General features: G+C 59.6%; 16 protein-coding genes. 4 read left to right on the top strand and 12 right to left on the bottom strand.

The features are described from left to right. The first annotated feature begins 467 nt into the window (after nucleotides 1–467). Nucleotides 468–3,014 carry a primosomal protein N' gene (gene priA, locus HNI00_RS05125; protein ID WP_420156312.1) on the top strand — a complete coding sequence of 849 codons (2,547 nt, stop codon included), beginning with the start codon at nucleotides 468–470 and terminating at the stop codon, nucleotides 3,012–3,014. Between the two features lie 84 nt (nucleotides 3,015–3,098). Here priA and HNI00_RS05120 read toward each other — a convergent pair whose 3' ends face one another. The 4 genes from HNI00_RS05120 to HNI00_RS05105 form a co-directional block, all read right to left on the bottom strand. Next, on the bottom strand, nucleotides 3,099–3,560 hold the full coding sequence (locus HNI00_RS05120; protein ID WP_172353562.1) for a ferredoxin: 462 nt from the start codon (nucleotides 3,558–3,560) through the stop codon (nucleotides 3,099–3,101). Between the two features lie 166 nt (nucleotides 3,561–3,726). Continuing rightward, nucleotides 3,727–4,113, bottom strand: coding sequence for a DUF1257 domain-containing protein (locus HNI00_RS05115; protein ID WP_172353561.1), 387 nt, complete (start codon nucleotides 4,111–4,113; stop codon nucleotides 3,727–3,729). A gap of 89 nt (nucleotides 4,114–4,202) precedes the next feature. After that, complete coding sequence (locus HNI00_RS05110; RefSeq protein ID WP_172353560.1) at nucleotides 4,203–4,409, bottom strand: DUF2997 domain-containing protein; 207 nt, start codon at nucleotides 4,407–4,409, stop codon at nucleotides 4,203–4,205. Nucleotides 4,410–4,838: 429 nt separating this feature from the next. Continuing rightward, a complete protein-coding gene (locus HNI00_RS05105; protein ID WP_316791265.1) occupies nucleotides 4,839–5,681 on the bottom strand; it encodes an ABC transporter permease in 843 nt (280 codons plus the stop codon). A gap of 197 nt (nucleotides 5,682–5,878) precedes the next feature. On the opposite strand from HNI00_RS05105, the gene HNI00_RS05100 reads away from it, so the two are divergent. Next, nucleotides 5,879–6,664 carry an ABC transporter ATP-binding protein gene (locus HNI00_RS05100; RefSeq protein WP_420156311.1) on the top strand — a complete coding sequence of 262 codons (786 nt, stop codon included), beginning with the start codon at nucleotides 5,879–5,881 and terminating at the stop codon, nucleotides 6,662–6,664. 244 nt (nucleotides 6,665–6,908) lie between these two features. Further along, a complete protein-coding gene (locus HNI00_RS05095; RefSeq protein ID WP_316791260.1) occupies nucleotides 6,909–8,147 on the top strand; it encodes a M20 metallopeptidase family protein in 1,239 nt (412 codons plus the stop codon). A gap of 102 nt (nucleotides 8,148–8,249) precedes the next feature. Here the strand turns inward: HNI00_RS05095 and HNI00_RS05090 are convergent, their stop codons facing one another. The 8 genes from HNI00_RS05090 to HNI00_RS05055 form a co-directional block, all read right to left on the bottom strand. Further along, nucleotides 8,250–8,855 (bottom strand): Uma2 family endonuclease, encoded by a 606-nt coding sequence (locus HNI00_RS05090; RefSeq protein ID WP_316791259.1) that lies wholly within the window; start codon nucleotides 8,853–8,855, stop codon nucleotides 8,250–8,252. Nucleotides 8,856–8,919: 64 nt separating this feature from the next. Next, the gene (locus tag HNI00_RS05085; RefSeq protein WP_316791257.1) at nucleotides 8,920–9,708 is read right to left on the bottom strand and encodes a DUF4230 domain-containing protein; all 789 of its coding nucleotides are present in this window, start codon (nucleotides 9,706–9,708) and stop codon (nucleotides 8,920–8,922) included. Nucleotides 9,709–9,764: 56 nt separating this feature from the next. After that, the gene (locus HNI00_RS05080) at nucleotides 9,765–10,688 is read right to left on the bottom strand and encodes a CoB--CoM heterodisulfide reductase iron-sulfur subunit B family protein (RefSeq protein WP_316791255.1); all 924 of its coding nucleotides are present in this window, start codon (nucleotides 10,686–10,688) and stop codon (nucleotides 9,765–9,767) included. A gap of 588 nt (nucleotides 10,689–11,276) precedes the next feature. Beyond that, entirely contained in the window at nucleotides 11,277–11,462 is a 186-nt protein-coding gene (locus HNI00_RS05075; RefSeq protein ID WP_277774482.1) for a hypothetical protein, read from the bottom strand. Nucleotides 11,463–11,612: 150 nt separating this feature from the next. Then, the gene (locus HNI00_RS05070; protein ID WP_316791253.1) at nucleotides 11,613–12,635 is read right to left on the bottom strand and encodes an ABC transporter substrate-binding protein; all 1,023 of its coding nucleotides are present in this window, start codon (nucleotides 12,633–12,635) and stop codon (nucleotides 11,613–11,615) included. A gap of 167 nt (nucleotides 12,636–12,802) precedes the next feature. Next, a complete protein-coding gene (locus HNI00_RS05065; RefSeq protein WP_316791252.1) occupies nucleotides 12,803–14,584 on the bottom strand; it encodes a sodium:solute symporter family protein in 1,782 nt (593 codons plus the stop codon). A 42-nt stretch (nucleotides 14,585–14,626) separates the two neighbouring features. Then, nucleotides 14,627–15,583, bottom strand: coding sequence for an NAD-dependent epimerase/dehydratase family protein (locus HNI00_RS05060; protein ID WP_297079085.1), 957 nt, complete (start codon nucleotides 15,581–15,583; stop codon nucleotides 14,627–14,629). 136 nt (nucleotides 15,584–15,719) lie between these two features. Beyond that, nucleotides 15,720–16,193, bottom strand: a complete 474-nt coding sequence (locus tag HNI00_RS05055) for a hypothetical protein (protein ID WP_316791249.1) — start codon at nucleotides 16,191–16,193, stop codon at nucleotides 15,720–15,722. Nucleotides 16,194–16,331: 138 nt separating this feature from the next. Between HNI00_RS05055 and argF the strand changes: the two genes are divergently transcribed. After that, nucleotides 16,332–17,252, top strand: a complete 921-nt coding sequence (gene argF / locus HNI00_RS05050; RefSeq protein ID WP_420156310.1) for an ornithine carbamoyltransferase — start codon at nucleotides 16,332–16,334, stop codon at nucleotides 17,250–17,252. The last annotated feature ends 160 nt before the right edge of the window (nucleotides 17,253–17,412 follow it).

Below are 17,412 nucleotides of genomic sequence, written 5' to 3'. Positions count from 1 at the left end.
GAGCAATTTTAGGGTCGATCATCGCTCTCCTGGGCCACAAATCTGAGCGCAGATTATCAACTCTGAGTGAGGAGTCCGGCGCTCATTATTTTGTTACAAATCAAATCGATCAAAGCGCTTGCTTAACTAAAACCGATCTAGATCGATCTGGGTCGATCTGGATCGATCTAGATCGATCTGGGCGGATCTAAGCCGTATTTTCATCCAGAATTTCCAGGTTTTTTCCAGAAAAAGGCGGAATTTCAAGACTTAAAAACTTGGTTTTCATGAGCCGGGCAGACTTGCAAGCGATAGAATCCGCCCCCCGTGTGCCAGCCGCAGTGGACGAAGGCGGCTCTGCTCGGTTTCAGGTAGACCTGGCAAATCGAGAGTCTGGCAAAGCGAGAGTCTATAGTGAGAAAGTGAGAAAAGCATTTGAACACAGCCCCTATTCCGCTGAGCAGACCCCGCCGCATTTTCCGGTTTCCATGCTCCCAACGTTTGCAAATCCTCTAGAGTCTCTCGACCCGCGACAGGCGGCCCCTAGTGCGGCGGAAGGACAGGCTGCCTACCGACTGGCAGAAGGCAATGCCCGCTGGGTCGAAGCGCTGGTGGATTGTCCGGGGGCGCAAGAACTCTATACCTATCAACTGCCGCCGGGGATGGCGATTGCGCCCGGAGATATTTTGAGCGTGCCCTTTGGGGGGCGGCAGTTGGGGGCGATCGCCATTCGGCTGGTGGCTGAGCTTCCGGCCAGCCTAAATACAGCAGCCATTCGGCCAGTAGAAGAAGTTGTCTGCCGCAGCTTTTTTCCGGCGGGCTATTGGGATCTGCTGCAACGGGTGGCGCAATATTACTGCACGCCGCTGATGCAGGTGGTGCGGACGGCGCTGCCGCCGGGGTTGCTGGGGCGATCGCAGCGCCGAATTCGCCTAAATCGGGCCGCGCTGCCAGACGCACCCAAGGGTTTTCATCCCGCAGCACAGCAGCTTTTAGACAAACTCCAGTCGCAGAAATCAGGCGACTATACCTGGCAGTTTTTGCAGCGGCAGGTGAAGGGGGCGCGGGCGGGGCTGCAAGAACTGCTGGCGCGGGGCTGGGTGGAGAGCTATCTGGAGCCGCCCGCGCCCGTGCGTCCCAAACTGCGGCAGGCAGTGACGCTGGTGCAGCCAGACGGTGCAGACCTCAGCCCCCGCCAGCGGGAAGTGGTAGAGGTGCTGAAGCGCAGCGGCGGTGAACTGTGGCTCCAAGACCTGCTGCAACGCTGCCAGGTCAGTTCCTCGGTGGTGAAAGGGCTGGCCCAAAAGGGCTGGGTGGAAATTCAGCCGCGAGAGGTGCTGAGGGCGGAAGCCGGTGGGTTTGGCAGGGGAGTTGGCGCAGAGGTCAGCGCAGAGATTGGCGCAGGCCCCGCAGAACTGACCCCAGACCAGGCAAAGGCACTGGCGGCTCTCACAACGCTCCAGCAGTTTCAGCCCGTCTTGCTGCACGGCGTGACAGGGTCGGGCAAGACGGAGGTCTATGCAAGGGCGATCGCCCCAGTGCTGGCCCGCGGCCAGTCTGCCCTGGTGCTGGTGCCCGAAATTGGGCTAACCCCTCAACTGACGGATCGCTTTCGGGCGCGGTTTGGCGAAGCCGTGCGGGTCTACCACAGCGCCCTGTCCGACGGCGAACGCTACGACACCTGGCGACAAATGCTCAGCGGCGACCCGCAAATCGTCATCGGCACACGCTCCGCCGTCTTTGCGCCGCTGCCCCACCTAGGGCTGCTCGTCCTCGACGAAGAACACGACTCCACCTTCAAGCAAGACCAGCCCGCCCCCTGCTATCACGCCCGCACCGTCGCCCAGTGGCGGGCCCAGCAGGCCAACTGTCCCCTCATTCTCGGCTCTGCCACCCCCGCCCTCGACACTTGGGCCGCCCGCGCTTCCGTCCCCTCTCCCGCTGCCCTGCTCACCCTCTCCCTGCCACAGCGCATCCACGCCCGCCCGATGCCCCCCATCGAGGTGGTAGACATGCGCCGTGAACTTCAGCAGGGCAACCGATCGATCTTTAGCCGATCGCTCCAGGAGGCGCTCCTGGAACTGCGATCGCAGCGACGACAGGGCATTTTATTCATCCATCGGCGGGGGCACAGCACCTTTGTCTCCTGCCGGAGTTGCGGCCACGTCATGACCTGCCCCCACTGCGATATTTCCCTGACCTACCATCAGGCGCAGGCAGAGGGCTACGAGTCCCTGCGCTGCCACTATTGCGGCTATGGGCAAACCCACCCCAATCGCTGTCCTGCCTGCGAATCGCCCTACCTGAAACACTTTGGCAGCGGCTCTCAGCGCGTCGTGCAGGAACTCGCCCTTGAACTGCCTGACCTGCGCTGCCTGCGGTTTGACAGCGACACCACCCGCGCCAAAGGCAGCCATCGGGCCCTCCTCACCCGCTTTGCCCAGGGCGAGGCGGATGTGCTAGTGGGGACGCAAATGCTGACCAAGGGCATCGACCTGCCCCAGGTGACGCTGGTGGGCGTGGTGGCGGCAGACGGGCTGCTGCACCTGGCAGACTATCGCGCCAGCGAGCGGGCGTTTCAAATGCTGCTTCAGGTGGCGGGGCGGGCAGGGCGCGGCCGCGAACCAGGTCGGGTGATCGTGCAGACCTATTCGCCAGAGCATCCGGTGATTCAGGCCGTGCAGGGACAGCAGTACGAACCCTTTGCCGAGCAAGAGCTGGCCCATCGCCAGAGCTTGGGCTATCCGCCCTATCGATCGCTGGTGCTGCTGCGACTTAGTGGACTGGACAATGCCGCCGTCAAGCGCACGGCAGACCTGCTCGCGGTTCAAATTGGCCAGCAACTTCCCCAGATTGATCTGCTGGGGCCGGCCCCAGCGGCGATCGCCCGCGTGGCCAACCGCTACCGCTGGCAGATTTTGCTAAAAGCCGACACCTTTTCGGATGCAGAGCGAGACATGCTCAAAGCGCTGCGATCGCACGTCCCGACGAGTGTCAGCTTGACGATTGATGTCGATCCGCTGAATTTGATGTGACCGGGCTGGAGCGGTGGGGCGATCGCGACCTACCATCCCCTGGCTATCTCCAGCTATCCCCCGCTATCTCCCAGGATCTCCCGCTCACTCTGCCTTTCGTCGCTTTGCCGCGGCCCGCTTCCGCCGCATATTTGCCGCAATCAGGGAGCGATCGACCGGGAAGCCTGCGACGGGAATCACCTGATACTGGCGCTCCTCTTCCAGCTTTTTGAGTTCGGTGTAATCGACCCAGTGAATGCAGTCCACCGGGCAGGTGTCGATCGCTTCCTGGATGACCTCTTCCAGGTCGCCGTCTTGGCGGATAACGCGCGATCGCCCATAGTCCGGCTCAATGAAGAAAGTGTTGCGGGCAACGTGGGCGCAGTGTTTGCAGCCAATACAGGTGACTTCATCCACGTACACCCCCTTTTGGCGAACTGCACCGCCCAGTTCTGGCTCGAAGCCCGTGCGATCAGGCGAGTCGCGCCAGTCGCCGCCCAGTTCTGGCTCCAGTCCAGTCGGCTCTGCCGAATCCCACGGCGGATTTGAGGAAGAGAATTCGTCCATATCACACATCACCTCGGTTCGGTCAGCGCAACAGGGCGATCGCCCCAATCGGGCCTAACCTGCTTTCCTGTAAAACTGCACTTCAAAATACTTCAAAAGGCGCGAAGATACGCAAAAGGTCAGCGCTCTGGCTGACCCCTCACAGTCCTGCGGATTACTCGAAAATCTAGGCGCTCCAGCGCTGCACCACTAACCGGATCGAGCCGTCGGACTGGCGCTGCTCTTCGGCAACCTGGAAACCTTGGCGGGTCGTTTCCTTGACCACCGTGTGATAGGCGTAGCGCTGAGTCACGCGGCGCAGAAAGCCATCGACCGACAGGGGCTGCTGCCAATATTGCAGGTCAGACACCAAGGCATATTCCTGACCGTTCCAGCTAAAGCCAACATCGTAGCCGTTGTCCTGCTCGATGACGACCTCAGCTTGGTGGGTTTGTCCGCGATAGCCCCGCACGGGCTGGGGGCCAGCCTTCCATTCCACGCCCAGATCGGTCAGGGCTTGCTGGAGAGAGGTTAAATCGCGGATTTGAGTTTTGATTTGGCTAAAGTGTGACATGAGTTTTCTAACTAAACCAAAGAACAAAAGGAGCGGAGCGACAGTGATGAAACTCTCAAGGATCTGCAAGTTGGAGCGAAAAATTCAGCCTACCACTCGCTGAAGGCTGACTGCGATTGGGTCGAAGAAATCGTATTCGGTTGTGCAAAAAACTCGGACGTTGGCTCTTGGCTCACCACCTGCCCCAACTGCGCCTCAATCGCAGCGGTAACCTCGGCGCAGGAAGCACCCACAATGCCCGTCACCTTTTCCTGCACGCGCCCATCGGGATAGATGATGAATTCCAGCGTTTCCATACGTTCAACGAATCCTAAATCGAACGAACGTTTGAGCCAAAGTAAGCCAAAGTCTGTACCGACCCCTCAACACCCGCCTCAAGGCCGCGTTGCTGCTCTGCAAGCCCAGCTAAACCAACAGGCTTTTAGAAAACACAACTCCCCTTAGAGGTTCAGACCCTCAACACTTCTTGAAGTCTAAACCCGGCAATCTGCTCAAAAGCTGGGTCAAATCCAAAGAAATGTATCGAGTCAATTGGAGATAAACCGTAACTAAACGTTGTAGAAGGGATAGTAATGACTCTTGTTGTTAGTGTCCCTTAACTTCAAGATGCCGTCAAGAATCCGGGGGGCGATCGCCCGTGATTCCATCTGAAGATTTCCTAATGATTGCAATAGAGGAAAGGGCAATCCCTGTGGACATCCCCAGAAACAGCCGTTTTATCTGGCTCAGCGGGTCTGGTCAGCCCAGGGCGTGAGGCGGCGCGAGATTGCCCGCAGCGTGTAGTCCAGCAGTAGCCCGATGCCGCCGATGATGGCAATGCAAAACAGCACCTTGTCGGTTTGTAGAAACCGCTGCGACTGCACAATGCGAAAGCCCAGCCCGCTCTGCGCTGCCACCAATTCTGCAATCACCAGATAGTTCCACGCGCCGGAAATATTCACCCGCAGCGTATCCAGCACACTGGGAAAGACCGCAGGCATGATTACCCTAAACAGCACATCGCGCCGATTGGCCCCCAGCGTATAGGCAACGTTGATCATCTCGTTGGGGATGAATTTCACCGCGTCTGCCACCATGATGGCGTTGTATAGCACCACGCCCAGAAAAATAATCAGCACCTTCGACCATTCCCCCAGCCCCACCCAAATCACAATCAGCGGCACAAAGGCGACCACTGGCATATAGCGCACCGTGCCCACTAGCGGCGCAAACAGACTCTCCATGCTGCTAAACGTGCCCATTAGAATGCCCATCGGCACGCCCACCGCCGCCGCCAGCACAAAGCCCCCCAGCACCCGCCCGCAACTGGCCAGCACATCGCGCACCAGTCCCTCTTGAACCAGCGCGAGGCCAGCCTGCACCACTGCCGTCGGCGTAGGCAGGAAGATGGGGCGCACCCAGCCGCCGTAGCTGGCGATCGCCCACAGCAGTAGCGGCACTCCCAGCGCCAGCCCGATCAGCAGCAGCGCCAGCCGTTTTGGAAAATCCTGACGAATGCCCCAGAAGACAGAGGGCTGGAGGTATTGTTTGGGGGTGGGGGGGATAGGGGGGATGGAGGGAGCGGTCATGGAGGGATTGTGGATTGGGGATTGGGGATTTTGGATTTTGGGTTGGGGATTTTGGATTGGGGATTTTGGATTGTCACGCCCGAATCCTGAGCCTTTACCCTGACACCTAAAGTACCAAACGAGGCGGGGGCGGGGGCTATACTTTTGGCAGTTCTCCGTCCTTGATGAGGCCCAGCTTGATTGGGCGATCGCCCTCCATGCCTGACGTTGCCGCTAAATCTGCCGCGTTGCCCAAGCTCGAAGTGTGCCAGGTGTCCAAGTCCTATCGGGTGCAGGGCAAGCTGCTTCAGGTCTTAGACGAGATTAACCTGGAGATTTTTCCGCGTGAGTTTGTCTGTCTGGTGGGGGCTTCGGGCTGCGGCAAGTCTACCCTGCTGAATATTGTGGCAGGGCTGGTGCCGCCCTCTAGCGGGGAAGTGCGGGTAGATGGGCAGGTGGTGCCGGGGCCGGGAGCTGACCGGGGCATGGTATTTCAGAGCTACACACTTTACCCCTGGCTGACGGTGGCGCAAAACGTCGCCTTTGGGCTGCAACTGCAAAATATGCCCAAAGCGCAGCAGCAGGAGCGCGTTGCCTACTACCTCCACACCGTCGGGCTGACGCAGTTTGCCGGGGCCTATCCCAAGCAGCTTTCCGGCGGCATGAAGCAGCGAGTGGCGATCGCCCGCGCCCTGGCCACCGAACCCGAAGTGCTGCTGATGGACGAACCCTTTGGGGCCCTAGATGCCCAGACCAAAGAACAAATGCAGCAATTTCTGCAAGACCTCTGGCAGCAGACCCACATCACCGTACTCATGATCACCCACGATGTCGAAGAAGCCATCTACCTCTCCCAGCGCGTCCACGTCATGAGCAGCCGCCCCGGCCGCCTCAAGCAAGAAGTGCCCATCGACCTGCCCGAACAGCGCGATCTAGAGCTAAAACTCTCGCCCGAATTCCTCGACCTCAAACGCGAAATCCTGCACGGTCTGCGGGAGGGTTAATTCCTGGGTGATGATGGGAGTAAGCGGCCGCAAGAAGATAGGAAGACAATGGAATCAGCATTGACAACATGATGGCGCAAACTCACTCCCCACCCAAAGCCTAAAATCCAAAATCTATAGGACTTACGCAGTTGGACGATTTCTCGCGGGCTGCGCCCGCGAGAAATCGTCCAAAACCCAGAAAATTTAATCGCAAGTGCGTAAGTCCTAATCTAAAACCTAAAATCCCAAACCCTACCCGCCAATGGTTTTCACGGTCACTGCATCACCCACGGTTGACACCTCTCGCATCCGGCTCCAGATCCGCGCCTTGCAGCCGCAGCTTTCGGTGTGGCGACGACAGCTTCATCAGCGGCCCGAGTTGGGCTTTCAGGAACAGTTCACGGCAGACTTCATCGCCGCCAAGCTGCGCGAGTGGGGCATTGAGCATGAAACGGGGGTGGCGCAAACGGGGATTGTGGCGCTGGTGAAGGGCGATCGCCCTGGCCCCGTGCTGGCGATCCGCGCCGACATGGACGCGCTGCCCATTCAAGAAGAAAACGAGGTGGACTATCGCTCGCAGCACGACGGGCGGATGCACGCCTGCGGCCATGACGGACATGTGGCGATCGCCCTCGGCACGGCCTACTATCTATCCCAGCATCGGGACTTTGCGGGCACGGTCAAGTTTATCTTTCAGCCAGCAGAGGAAGGGCCAGGCGGCGCACAGCCGATGGTGGCAGCGGGCGTGCTGAAAAATCCTGACGTGAACGCCATCATCGGGCTGCACCTGTGGAACAACCTGCCGCTGGGCCAGGTGGGCATTCGCGCTGGGGCCATGATGGCGGCGGTGGAACTGTTTGAATGCACGATTCACGGGCGCGGCGGCCACGGCGCAATGCCCCATCAGACGGTGGATTCGATCCTGGTGGGGGCGCAGGTGGTGACGGCGCTGCAAACCATCGTGGCGCGGAACCTCGACCCGCTGCAATCGGGCGTGGTGACGGTGGGCAAATTTGAGGCGGGCAAAGCCAGTAACGTGATCGCCGACAGCGCCTACCTGCGGGGCACGGTGCGCTATTTCGACCCGGCACTGGCAAACTTTTTCGATCGCCGCATTGAAGACATTATCGCGGGCACCTGCCGCAGCCACGGCGCAACCTACGAGTTCCACTATCATCGGCTCTATCCGCCCGTTATCAACGATGGGGCGATCGCCCACCTGATCCGCTCGGTGGCCGAAGACGTGGTGGAAACGCCCGCTGGCGTAGTGCCCGACTGTCAGACGATGGGCGGCGAAGATATGTCCTTCTTTTTGCAGGAAGTCCCCGGCTGCTATTTCTTCCTCGGCTCCGCCAACATCGACCGGGGGCTGGCCTACCCGCACCACCATCCCCGCTTCGACTTCGACGAAACGGCGCTAGGTCTGGGGGTAGAAATCTTCGTGCGCTGCGTTGAGCGATTTGGAACCAACACCCATCCCCTCAGCGGCATCTCCCGATAGTCCCCAGATCCAATCCGCGGCTCCAATCCACGGCAAACCCGACATCCGGGAGCGCCGGGAGTAATTTGATGAGCAAATTTAGCCATTCTTAGCGAGGCAAGTTTAGTGAGGCAAGACATCCTCTAATCGAAGCTGTAGATTGGGCAACACTCCTGACGAGATTGCCTCACCCAGGCGATATTGCTGCTGACGATACTCCTCAGCCTCCAATTGACAGACAGTGAAGGTCGGCTGTTTGGGTTTGCCAATGAAGCGCGTGCCCCCTAGCCCGCGATAATCAACAATCCAATACTCCGGAATCCCAAAGAGTGCGTATTCCTCAACCTTACGGGCATAGTCTGTTTCCCAGTTGGTGCTGACCACTTCGACGACCAGCTTGATCGAGCGTCCCAAGGTGATCACGGGTTCTTGCTGCCAGCGGGGTTCATTCGCCAAAAAGGTTTCATCGAGAACCACAACGTCGGGACGACGAGCGGTGGCAATTTCTGCAAAGGGCTGAATCAGGCAAGTGCGAGGAATAAACCAAGGATAATGGGTGCTTGTAATGGCAATACCGATTTGAGTCGCGAGTTTACCGCTCACCGTTTCATGGGGGCCGGTGGGTTCTATGTCAATCAATTCTCCATCGGCCAGTTCATAGCGGGAATCATCGCCGTGTTGGGCAATAAAGCGATCGACGGTGAGGGCTTGTGCAGGGGTATAGGTCATGGTCACTCGCATTCTGGGCAATGTGGGCCGGGATGCATTCTGCGGAGCTTGAGGACGTTCGCTTTTACCACCCGCCCAACTCATTCAAGCTTTGCGTGCTGGATGTTATTGCAGAGCCGACGGGCTGGCTTGTGGGGTTCCCTGCGGGCATGGCGGAAGCGGGGCAAGCGTCGGGGGCGGGCGGCTGGGGCTGAACCGTGACCTGGTAGCCCGCAGTGCTAAGGAGTTGGGTGATGGCGATCTGAGCGCGATCGCTCGCCGTTTGCAAAATGCCCTGGCTACAGGCCGCCGCAATGATTTCCTGGAGGGTTTGCCGCTGGGCCAGGTCTTGCAGCTCTGGCGCAACGTCTGGCCCCAGCCCCAAAAAGCCGCGATCATAGTCGTACACCTGCGACCGGGTTACGTCAATCTTGCTGTCCAGCAGGCGAGGCGGCGGCAGGCGCAGGGTCACAGTCTCTCCCATCACCTGCACGTCGGCCGGCGAAATCTGCGACAGGTCAACGCCTGCTCGCACTTCGCCATAGGCAATGTAGAGCAGCGTCGTTCTGCCGATGGTATAGCCCCCTAGCGTGCGATCGCGGCTAGTAGGCACCACCGCCTGCATCCCAAACGCCGCCGTCGTCAGCTCGCTCATCGTCCGCACCTGCTGCACCACGAGGGACTGCACATCCACCTGGGGCGCAGGCTGCTGCACGGTGAAAAACGCCCGAAGCTGCGTCAAAAAGCGATCGCCCCCCTGCCACAGCCCCACGCCCACCGCCAGCCCCGCCGCCATCACCCCGCCGCTCAGCAGCAGCGACAGGTTATGCAGAAAATTGCCCGCCGCATTTCCCCGCGAATTTGCCTCTGTCATTCCGGCTGCCCTCCTGCTGCACTCCTGCTGACTTCCCCGCGCCGAATCCCTATGCCCTATCCCCGAATCCCCAGCTTCTCTAGCACAGGACGAGTCGAAACCACATGCCGTTCCAACCCCAACTCCTTGGGGCCGATGCCCAGCGCCAGCGCCACCAACTGCGGCAGATGCAGCACGGGCAATCCCAGCGTTTCGCCGATTACCTGCTGCACCTCTGGCTGGCGCGAATCCAGGTTGAGATGGCAGAGGGGGCAGGGCGTAACGAGGCAATCGGCTCCAGCGGCGATCGCCTCCAGAATGTGCCCGCCGGCCATCTTAAACGACGTTTCGGTGGCATAGCTCGACAGCGGCCAGCCGCAGCACTGCGTCCGCCCCCGATACAGCACCGGCTCCGCACCCACCGCCCGAAACACGTTTTCCATCGACTGGGGATTATACGGGTCGTCGTAGGCGAGGTGATCTTGCGCCCGCAGCAGGTAGCAGCCATAAAACGCCGCGCACCTCAGCCCCGACAGCCTGCGGGTGACGCGCTGCTGCAATTCTGCTAGCCCAAAGTCGCCGACCAGCGCCCACAGGAGATGCTTCACCTCGCTAGTGCCTCTGTAGGGCGAGCAGCCCTCCTGCTTCAGCAGCCCGTTCACCTGGTCAAAATAGGCGGTATCCGATTCTTTGGCGTGTTTCAGCCGCTCGTCTACGTGCCCAATCACGCCTTGGCAAGTGCTGCAATGGGTCAGCAAGGGCAGGTTCAGTTCCTCCGCTAGGGCAATATTGCGGGCGTTGACGGCATCTTCCAGCAGTTGGGAATCTTCCTTAAAGGTGCCAGAGCCACAGCAGGCAGCTTTTTTTAGCTCGACTAGCTCAATGCCGAGGGCGTGGGTCAGGGCGTGGGTGGATTGATACAGTTCTCGGCAGGCTCCCTGGGCAACGCAGCCGGGGAAGTAGGCGTAGCGGAGTGGTTTAGCAGCGGTAGAGGAAGTCATTGAGGCGGTGTTGGAAGGTTGGCGTGGACGCTCTTTAGGGAGCCTTTCTATGATGGCGCGTTTGGCGATCGCCCGTCCTGGTTCTCCGGATCTTTCAAGCTTTTGGGTGCAAATCGGGGGAGGAGGTGGGGATTTTGGATTTGGATTGGCGATTTTGGATTGGCGATTTTGGGTAGCAAGTCCGGCATGGGTAGGGTTTCCGGCAATTTCACGCCTCGCGCTAGTTCAGAAGATTTCGTTGCCCCAGCGGAAAACCCATCTGCCTCAGCGGAAATCCGGAATCGCCAGCCCTGCGGGAGAATCTTTAGAATAGACCTGTAAACCTGAGGAGACAACGTTAAGTGTCACGACAACTCAAGCGCTGGGAATCTCCCCGGCGAGAAGGGCGAAACGCCAAGGGCAAAGGCGGCAGTGCCCGCCAGCGGCAACTGCGGAAACAGTTCAAAACGCTCAGCCAGAAGCTCAAGCAATCGGGTTCCGACCCGTCAAACCAGACTCCGCCACAGCGCGGCAATCGAAATAACCAGCCGGGGGAGGACGCAACGTTCTCTCCCGTTTTGCTTTCTGGCTTAATTTTTGGGGACTCGCTCAGACTGAGGAATCGTGGGAAGAATGGACATGCAGCGTGGGCAGGCGATCGCCCCGAAATAGCTCCTCGCTGCTCTGCCCAACGGACACCATCACCTGGGCGATCGCCCGCGCCGCCACTAGCCCCGCCAGCAGCGGCACCGTCGCCACGCTCAGCAGCACGTCTTCGGGTTTCAGCTTTTGCATAGGGACTCTGGAAGGAAAGAGGTCTCTCTTCCAGGTATAGCAGGTGGATTGGGGGGTGAGGGAAGAGGGAAGAGGGAAGAGAGAAGAACGAAGAACGAAGAGGTTTCGTTTTTCGTTTTTCGTTTTTCCATCTTTCGCCCCATCACTCCATCACAGTCCCTTGATCAGCGAATCGTCATACAGCTTCGACGCATCCAGCGGGCTGGAAATTAGCCCGATTTCCTGGCTGGTTTTGGCGGCGAAGGCGAGGCTGTCCATCACGTTCAGCGGGTGGCTGGGGTTGAAGATAATTTCCTTATTTTCGGCAACATCGAACATGCGAACCGTGGCCAGTTGTTCAGGCACTTCTTCGGGTTTCACGCCTAGCTTGGCGGCGACGATGGCGTTGGCTTCATCGGGATTCTCGCGCACCAGCTTCACGCCCCTGTCGATCGCCCGCATAAAGGCTTGAATGTCGGCCTTGCGCTCCTGAATCACGGACTCTTTGGCAACCAGTGCCACGGGGATAATGTTGCTGCCTTTGGACGAGAAAATCACCTGACCATTGCCTTCCTTGGCAGCAGTGGTCAGCCAGGGTTCGTAGGTCACGGCCACGTCGATTTTGTTAGCTGCAAAGGCGGCGGCGGCTTCGGCAGCAGGAATCACTTGGAGCTGAATGTCCTTCTCGGTCAAGCCGCCCTGCTCCAGATATTTCCGCAGCAGCAGCGCTTGCAGGGGCAGGGTTTCCCAGGCGACGGTCTTGCCCTTCAGGTCGGCGGGGCTGCTTACGCCGCGAGCCAGGATGCCGTCTGCCCCGTCGGAATAGTCCGAGATCATGATGATTTTTAGCGACGGGTCTTGGGCCGCCATGACGACGGCATCGGGGCCGCCCGTCCAGGCGAGATCTAGGCGATCGGCTAGCAGCGCCGTGTTGACATCGGTGGCGACTTGAAAATAGGTGTCGTTGACCGGGATGCCTTCTTCTTTGAAAAAGTCTTTGGCAACAGCGGCATAGTGCCCCGCAAAGCCTGGCCAGGGCGAGGAACCCACGACCAGCGGTTTGCCAGAGGGGGCAGAGGCAGCAGGCGTGGTCGAATCAGTGGTGGATTGCTGGGGATTGCAGGCGACCAGCAGCCCAAAGGTGACGATGGCAAGCAGACAAAACTGGGCGAACCGGCGGGTCAGTCTGAACATGGCGTTTGGCAACTGCAATAACAAGTGACGAAGACAGAAATGATGAAAACAGAGGTGACGAAAACAGAAATGACGAAAACAGAAATGACGAACTCAGAGATGACGAACTCAGAAATGACGAAAACAGGGGCGAGGGCTGCTTTCTAGGATTATGAACGTTGATAAAGCTAGGAGACAATGCGGGAAGAGTCTAGCGATGAGCGATCGCCCCTCAGCCTTCTTAACCCTACCCAGCCCAGCACCGCAACCCCCAGCGATACCCAGCCCGTCATCGGCTTCAGCAGCAGAAAGCCGCCGATGGCGAACATCGCCCCAAACAGCAGGAAACTGGCCGCCAGCGTCCGCAGCAGGTCTTTTCGCAAATCCTGAGCCGGGGCCAGACCAGTGCGCGATCGCTGCCTAGCCCAGCCGGGGCCACCGGGGCGAATCTTGGCATAAAAGGCATCCAGCGTTTCGTCCGATTCGGGTGGCGTGAGGTACATCGCGCTGACCCACACCAGCACCGAAATCGCCGAAGTCACCATCAGCCGCACGCCAAAATCCTCAATCCGCAGCACAGGGACAACGCTCGTCAGTAGCCCAATGACAAACCCCGTCAGCATGGCTGCCAGTTCCGCTGCGGCATTGATCCGCCACCAAAACCAGCGCAAGATCAGCACTAACCCTGGCCCAGTGCCAATAGCGATGACCAAACGAAATACCGTCGTCACATCGGCTGCGAAAAAGGCCGCTGCCCCACCCAGCACCGTCACCAGCACCGAGGCCAGCCGCCCCACCAGCACCAGTTCCGCCTGGGATGCGGCGGGCTGAATGAACCGTAAATAGAGGTCATTCGTGAGATAAGACGCGCCCCAGTTAATCAGCGTGGACACGGTACTCATAAACGCCGCCAGCAGCGAGGCCACCACCAGCCCCAGCAGCACAGGCGGCAAAAAGTCGAGCATCAGCCGGGGATAGCCCAGTTCCCGGTCTTCCAGCGTGGGATAGAGGGCGATCGCCGCTAGGGCCACCACCACCCAGGGCCAGGTGCGAATCACGTAGTGCAACAGGTTGAAAAACCAGGCAGCTTTCTCGGCTTCGGCCTCATCTTTTGAGGCCGCCAGCCGCTGGATAAACTCGCCGCCGCCATCGCTGCGCCGAAACGACCACCACTGCACCGCAGCATAGGCGGCAAAGGTGGTCAGGCTAATGCCCGCCGCATCGCTCCAGCGGAAGCCGCCATCTGTGAACCCAAACGGCAAAAACGCCAGCACGTCGATATCCGTTGCCTGCTGAGCTTGGGCCAGCAGCGGAGCCATGCCGCCCATTTCGCCAATGGCGTAGGCCGCCACGATAAACGCCCCCACCAGCGCCAGAATGAACTGGAAAAAGTCCGTCGCCACCACGCCCCACAGCCCGGAGAAGCCCGCATACAGCAGCACTAGCAGGCTGACCCCGACCACGCTCCAAAGTTTGGCGCTGTCTCCCGGCGTAATGCCCACGCTCTGCCAGAGTTGCAGCGCGTCCACCACCTTCACCATGGCCAGCATGGCGTAGCCGATGCCGATGCAGTTGATGGGCACGGCAAACAGAAACGCTTTGATGCCCCGCAGCAGGGCCGCCGGACGACCGCCGTAGCGCATCTCCGTGAGTTGGGCATCGGTCACGATTTCCGAGCGTCGCCACAGCCGCGCAAACACGTAAATCAGAATTAGGTGAGAAATGCCGAAGCTCCACCATTCCCAATTGCCGACGATGCCGCGAGTACCCACTACGCCTGCCACATAGAGCGGCGTGTCGATGGAAAACGTCGTGGCGGCCATACTCGTGCCCGCCAGCCACCAGGGGAGCGATCGCCCCGACACAAAGAAATCCACCAGGCTGCCCGACCCCTTGCGCGTCAGGTAGAGTCCCAACCCCAGCGAGGCGACGAGGTAGAGCAGGACAATGAGCCAGTCGATCAGTTGCATGAGGGGAAAGAATCAGGGACTAAGGGCGCAGGGCAAGTACCATCAGGCGGTGGCTAACTCTCGAATCACTGCCTCGATGGGACGCGGGTTCCAGCCGAGGTCGCGGCGGGCCTTGGAGCCATCGACGCGGACGCAGCGATCGTAGAGATAGTGAACCCGTTCGCGGCTGATTGGGGGTTGCCACTGGAGCAGGCGGCCAATGGGGTCGAGCAGGTTGCCGACGACACGCACCACGGGCGGCGGAATTTCCGCCGGGGCAGGCACGCCAGCGGTTTCGCTGAGCAGGGCAAACATCTCGCGGGTGGTCATTTCGCCCGTGGAAATGATGTAGTGTTCGCCGCGTGGCGCTTTTTCCGCCGCCAGCAGCATCGCCGCCACCAGGTCATCGACGTGGACGATGCCGGTGATGCGATCGCCCCCCGCCCACACCTTCAGCTTGCCGTTGAGAAACGTCTTCACCACGGGCCCAAAGTGCGGATCGTCGGGCCCAAAAATCCCCGACGGCATCACGCTAACGACGTGAAAGCCCTCACTCGCCGCCTGATCCACCAACTGCTGCGCCAGATACTTGGTTCGGTCGTAGGCCGAGGAAAATCCCTGCTGCGTTCGCTGAAAGGTTTCGTCAATCACGCGCCCCTGGGTGTCGCCGTAGATGCCGATGGTGCTGCAATAGACCATCTTGGGCACATTGAGCGATCGCGCCGTTTCCAGCACCGCCCGTGTCCCGTCCACATTCACCCGCTCCATCCGCGCCGCGTCTACAATACCGAGTTCCACATAGGCCGCCGTGTGAAACACCACGTCTGCGCCCTGCATGGCGGTGGTCAAGGCAGCGCGATCGCCCACATCGCCGTAGACATACTCCACGTCGCAATCCGCCAACCGCGATAGATCGCTGCTCTTTCGCACCAGCGCTACCACCGTATCGCCCCGCTGCTTCAGCGCCTTGACCAGGTGCGATCCCGTAAAGCCCGTTGCGCCAGTGACAAATGCTTTCATATAAGGTTCAGGAGTCCAGGTTGCAGAAATCAAGGGGTCGGGGGCTAGGAATTCAGACTTTGGAGACCGAGTTGCAGGACGTAAATGCTCGCGATCAGGTGCCAGTCCCCTATCCAAACTCTAAAATCCCAAACCCCTAGCTCACGCCATTCTCTTCCAGAGACACTGCACCGTTGGTGTCGAGTACCTGGATAAAGCAGGTGCCGTTGGGAAACACGCGCACGTAAAAAGTGGAGCCGCTGACGATGCCGTAGGTCGTGCTGCCGTCGGGGTTTGCCAGCGTGGCCAGCCCTCCCGGTTGACTGGTGGCAATCACTTCACTTGGCTTTCTGACAATTTGCAACACGCTCTGTCCGTTTTGCTGCGCCACTTCTGCCAGATGGTTGGGGGTGTTGCAGCGGGCCGTCGGCGGAATGGCCTGATTCGGCGACTCGGCAGGGGCAGGCGCTTCGGCGGGGGCTTCAGCCGCTGGTGCGTCAGCAGGAACTTCAGTCACTTCCCCTACGCCTGCTTGGGGACCCCGATCGCACGCCGCAGCAAACAGCAGGGCACCAAAGCTGGCGATCGCCAATTGAACCGTCCGGGAGCAGATGTAGGAGCTTCGTTTCATGAGAGGTATCCAGCGTCGTCCAAATCTTCCCCATCATTGTACGCAGAGATGACCCAGGCAGATTGTCAGACGGCAACCAAACGCCGCCGCCGAAATCTGGTAGGGTTTTATTTTCACTCAGGCATCGGGGTTGGGCGCATGGTCATGTTAAAAGGACGAGATTTGTTGAGCATGGCAGACTTGAATACTGCCGAAGTCAGCGCCATTTTGGAACTGGCGGCAGACATGAAGGCTGGTCGCGCCAGACCCCGCTGCGAAAAGACCCTGGGGCTACTGTTTCAAAAAGCCTCAACGCGGACGCGAGTGAGCTTCTCTGTGGGCATTTTTCAACTGGGGGGACAGGTACTGGATCTCAATGCCAGCGTCACTCAGGTCAGCCGGGGCGAACCCGTGATTGATACGGCCCGCGTGCTGGATCGCTATCTCGACATCGTGGCCATTCGCACCTTCGACCAGAAGGAGCTAGAAACCTTTGCCCACTATGCCCAGATTCCGGTGATTAACGCGCTCACCGATTGGGAGCATCCCTGCCAGGTATTGGCGGATTTGCAGACGGTGCAGGAAGAATTCGGCACGCTAGAGGGTCTGACGCTGGCCTACGTGGGTGACGGCAACAACATGGCGCACTCGCTGATGCTGGGAGCCGCGCTGGTGGGGATGAACGTGCGCGTGGCCAGTCCCGCCGATTATCGGCCCCATCCAGATATCGTGGCGCGGGCGGCGACCATTGCGGGCGATCGCACCGAAGTCCTAGTCACGCTCGACCCAGTTCAGGCGGTCCAGGGGGCCCATGTCGTCTATACCGATGTGTGGGCCAGCATGGGGCAAGAAGACCTGGCCGAAAGCCGCGTCCCCATTTTCCAGCCTTACCAGGTCAACGAGGCGCTCATGAGCAAGGCTGACGGATCGGCAATTGTGCTGCATTGCCTGCCTGCCCACCGCGAAGAGGAAATTACCGCTGCCGTGATGGAAGGTCCCCAGTCTCGCGTGTGGGATCAGGCAGAAAACCGACTCCACGCCCAAAAGGCGCTGATGGCGCTGCTGCTGGGAGCCACCTGAGGGGTAGGACTTGGGGTTTGAAGCAGAGCGGGTTTACCCTGAAACCGCCGCAGAATTCAGTCATCCCAAACCCAAAAAACGCCCTTCTGAGTTCAGAAGAGCGCCTTTAAGCTAAGCGATGGACTCACGAGTCATCCGCAATTGAGAATCAGGTCTTCCC

It is taken from the genome of Thermoleptolyngbya oregonensis NK1-22 (assembly GCF_032705245.1).
Lineage (GTDB): Bacteria > Cyanobacteriota > Cyanobacteriia > Elainellales > Elainellaceae > Thermoleptolyngbya > Thermoleptolyngbya sichuanensis.
The sequence above is the reverse complement of the archived record's forward strand: the minus strand, read 5'-3'. Positions and strand labels throughout refer to the sequence as shown.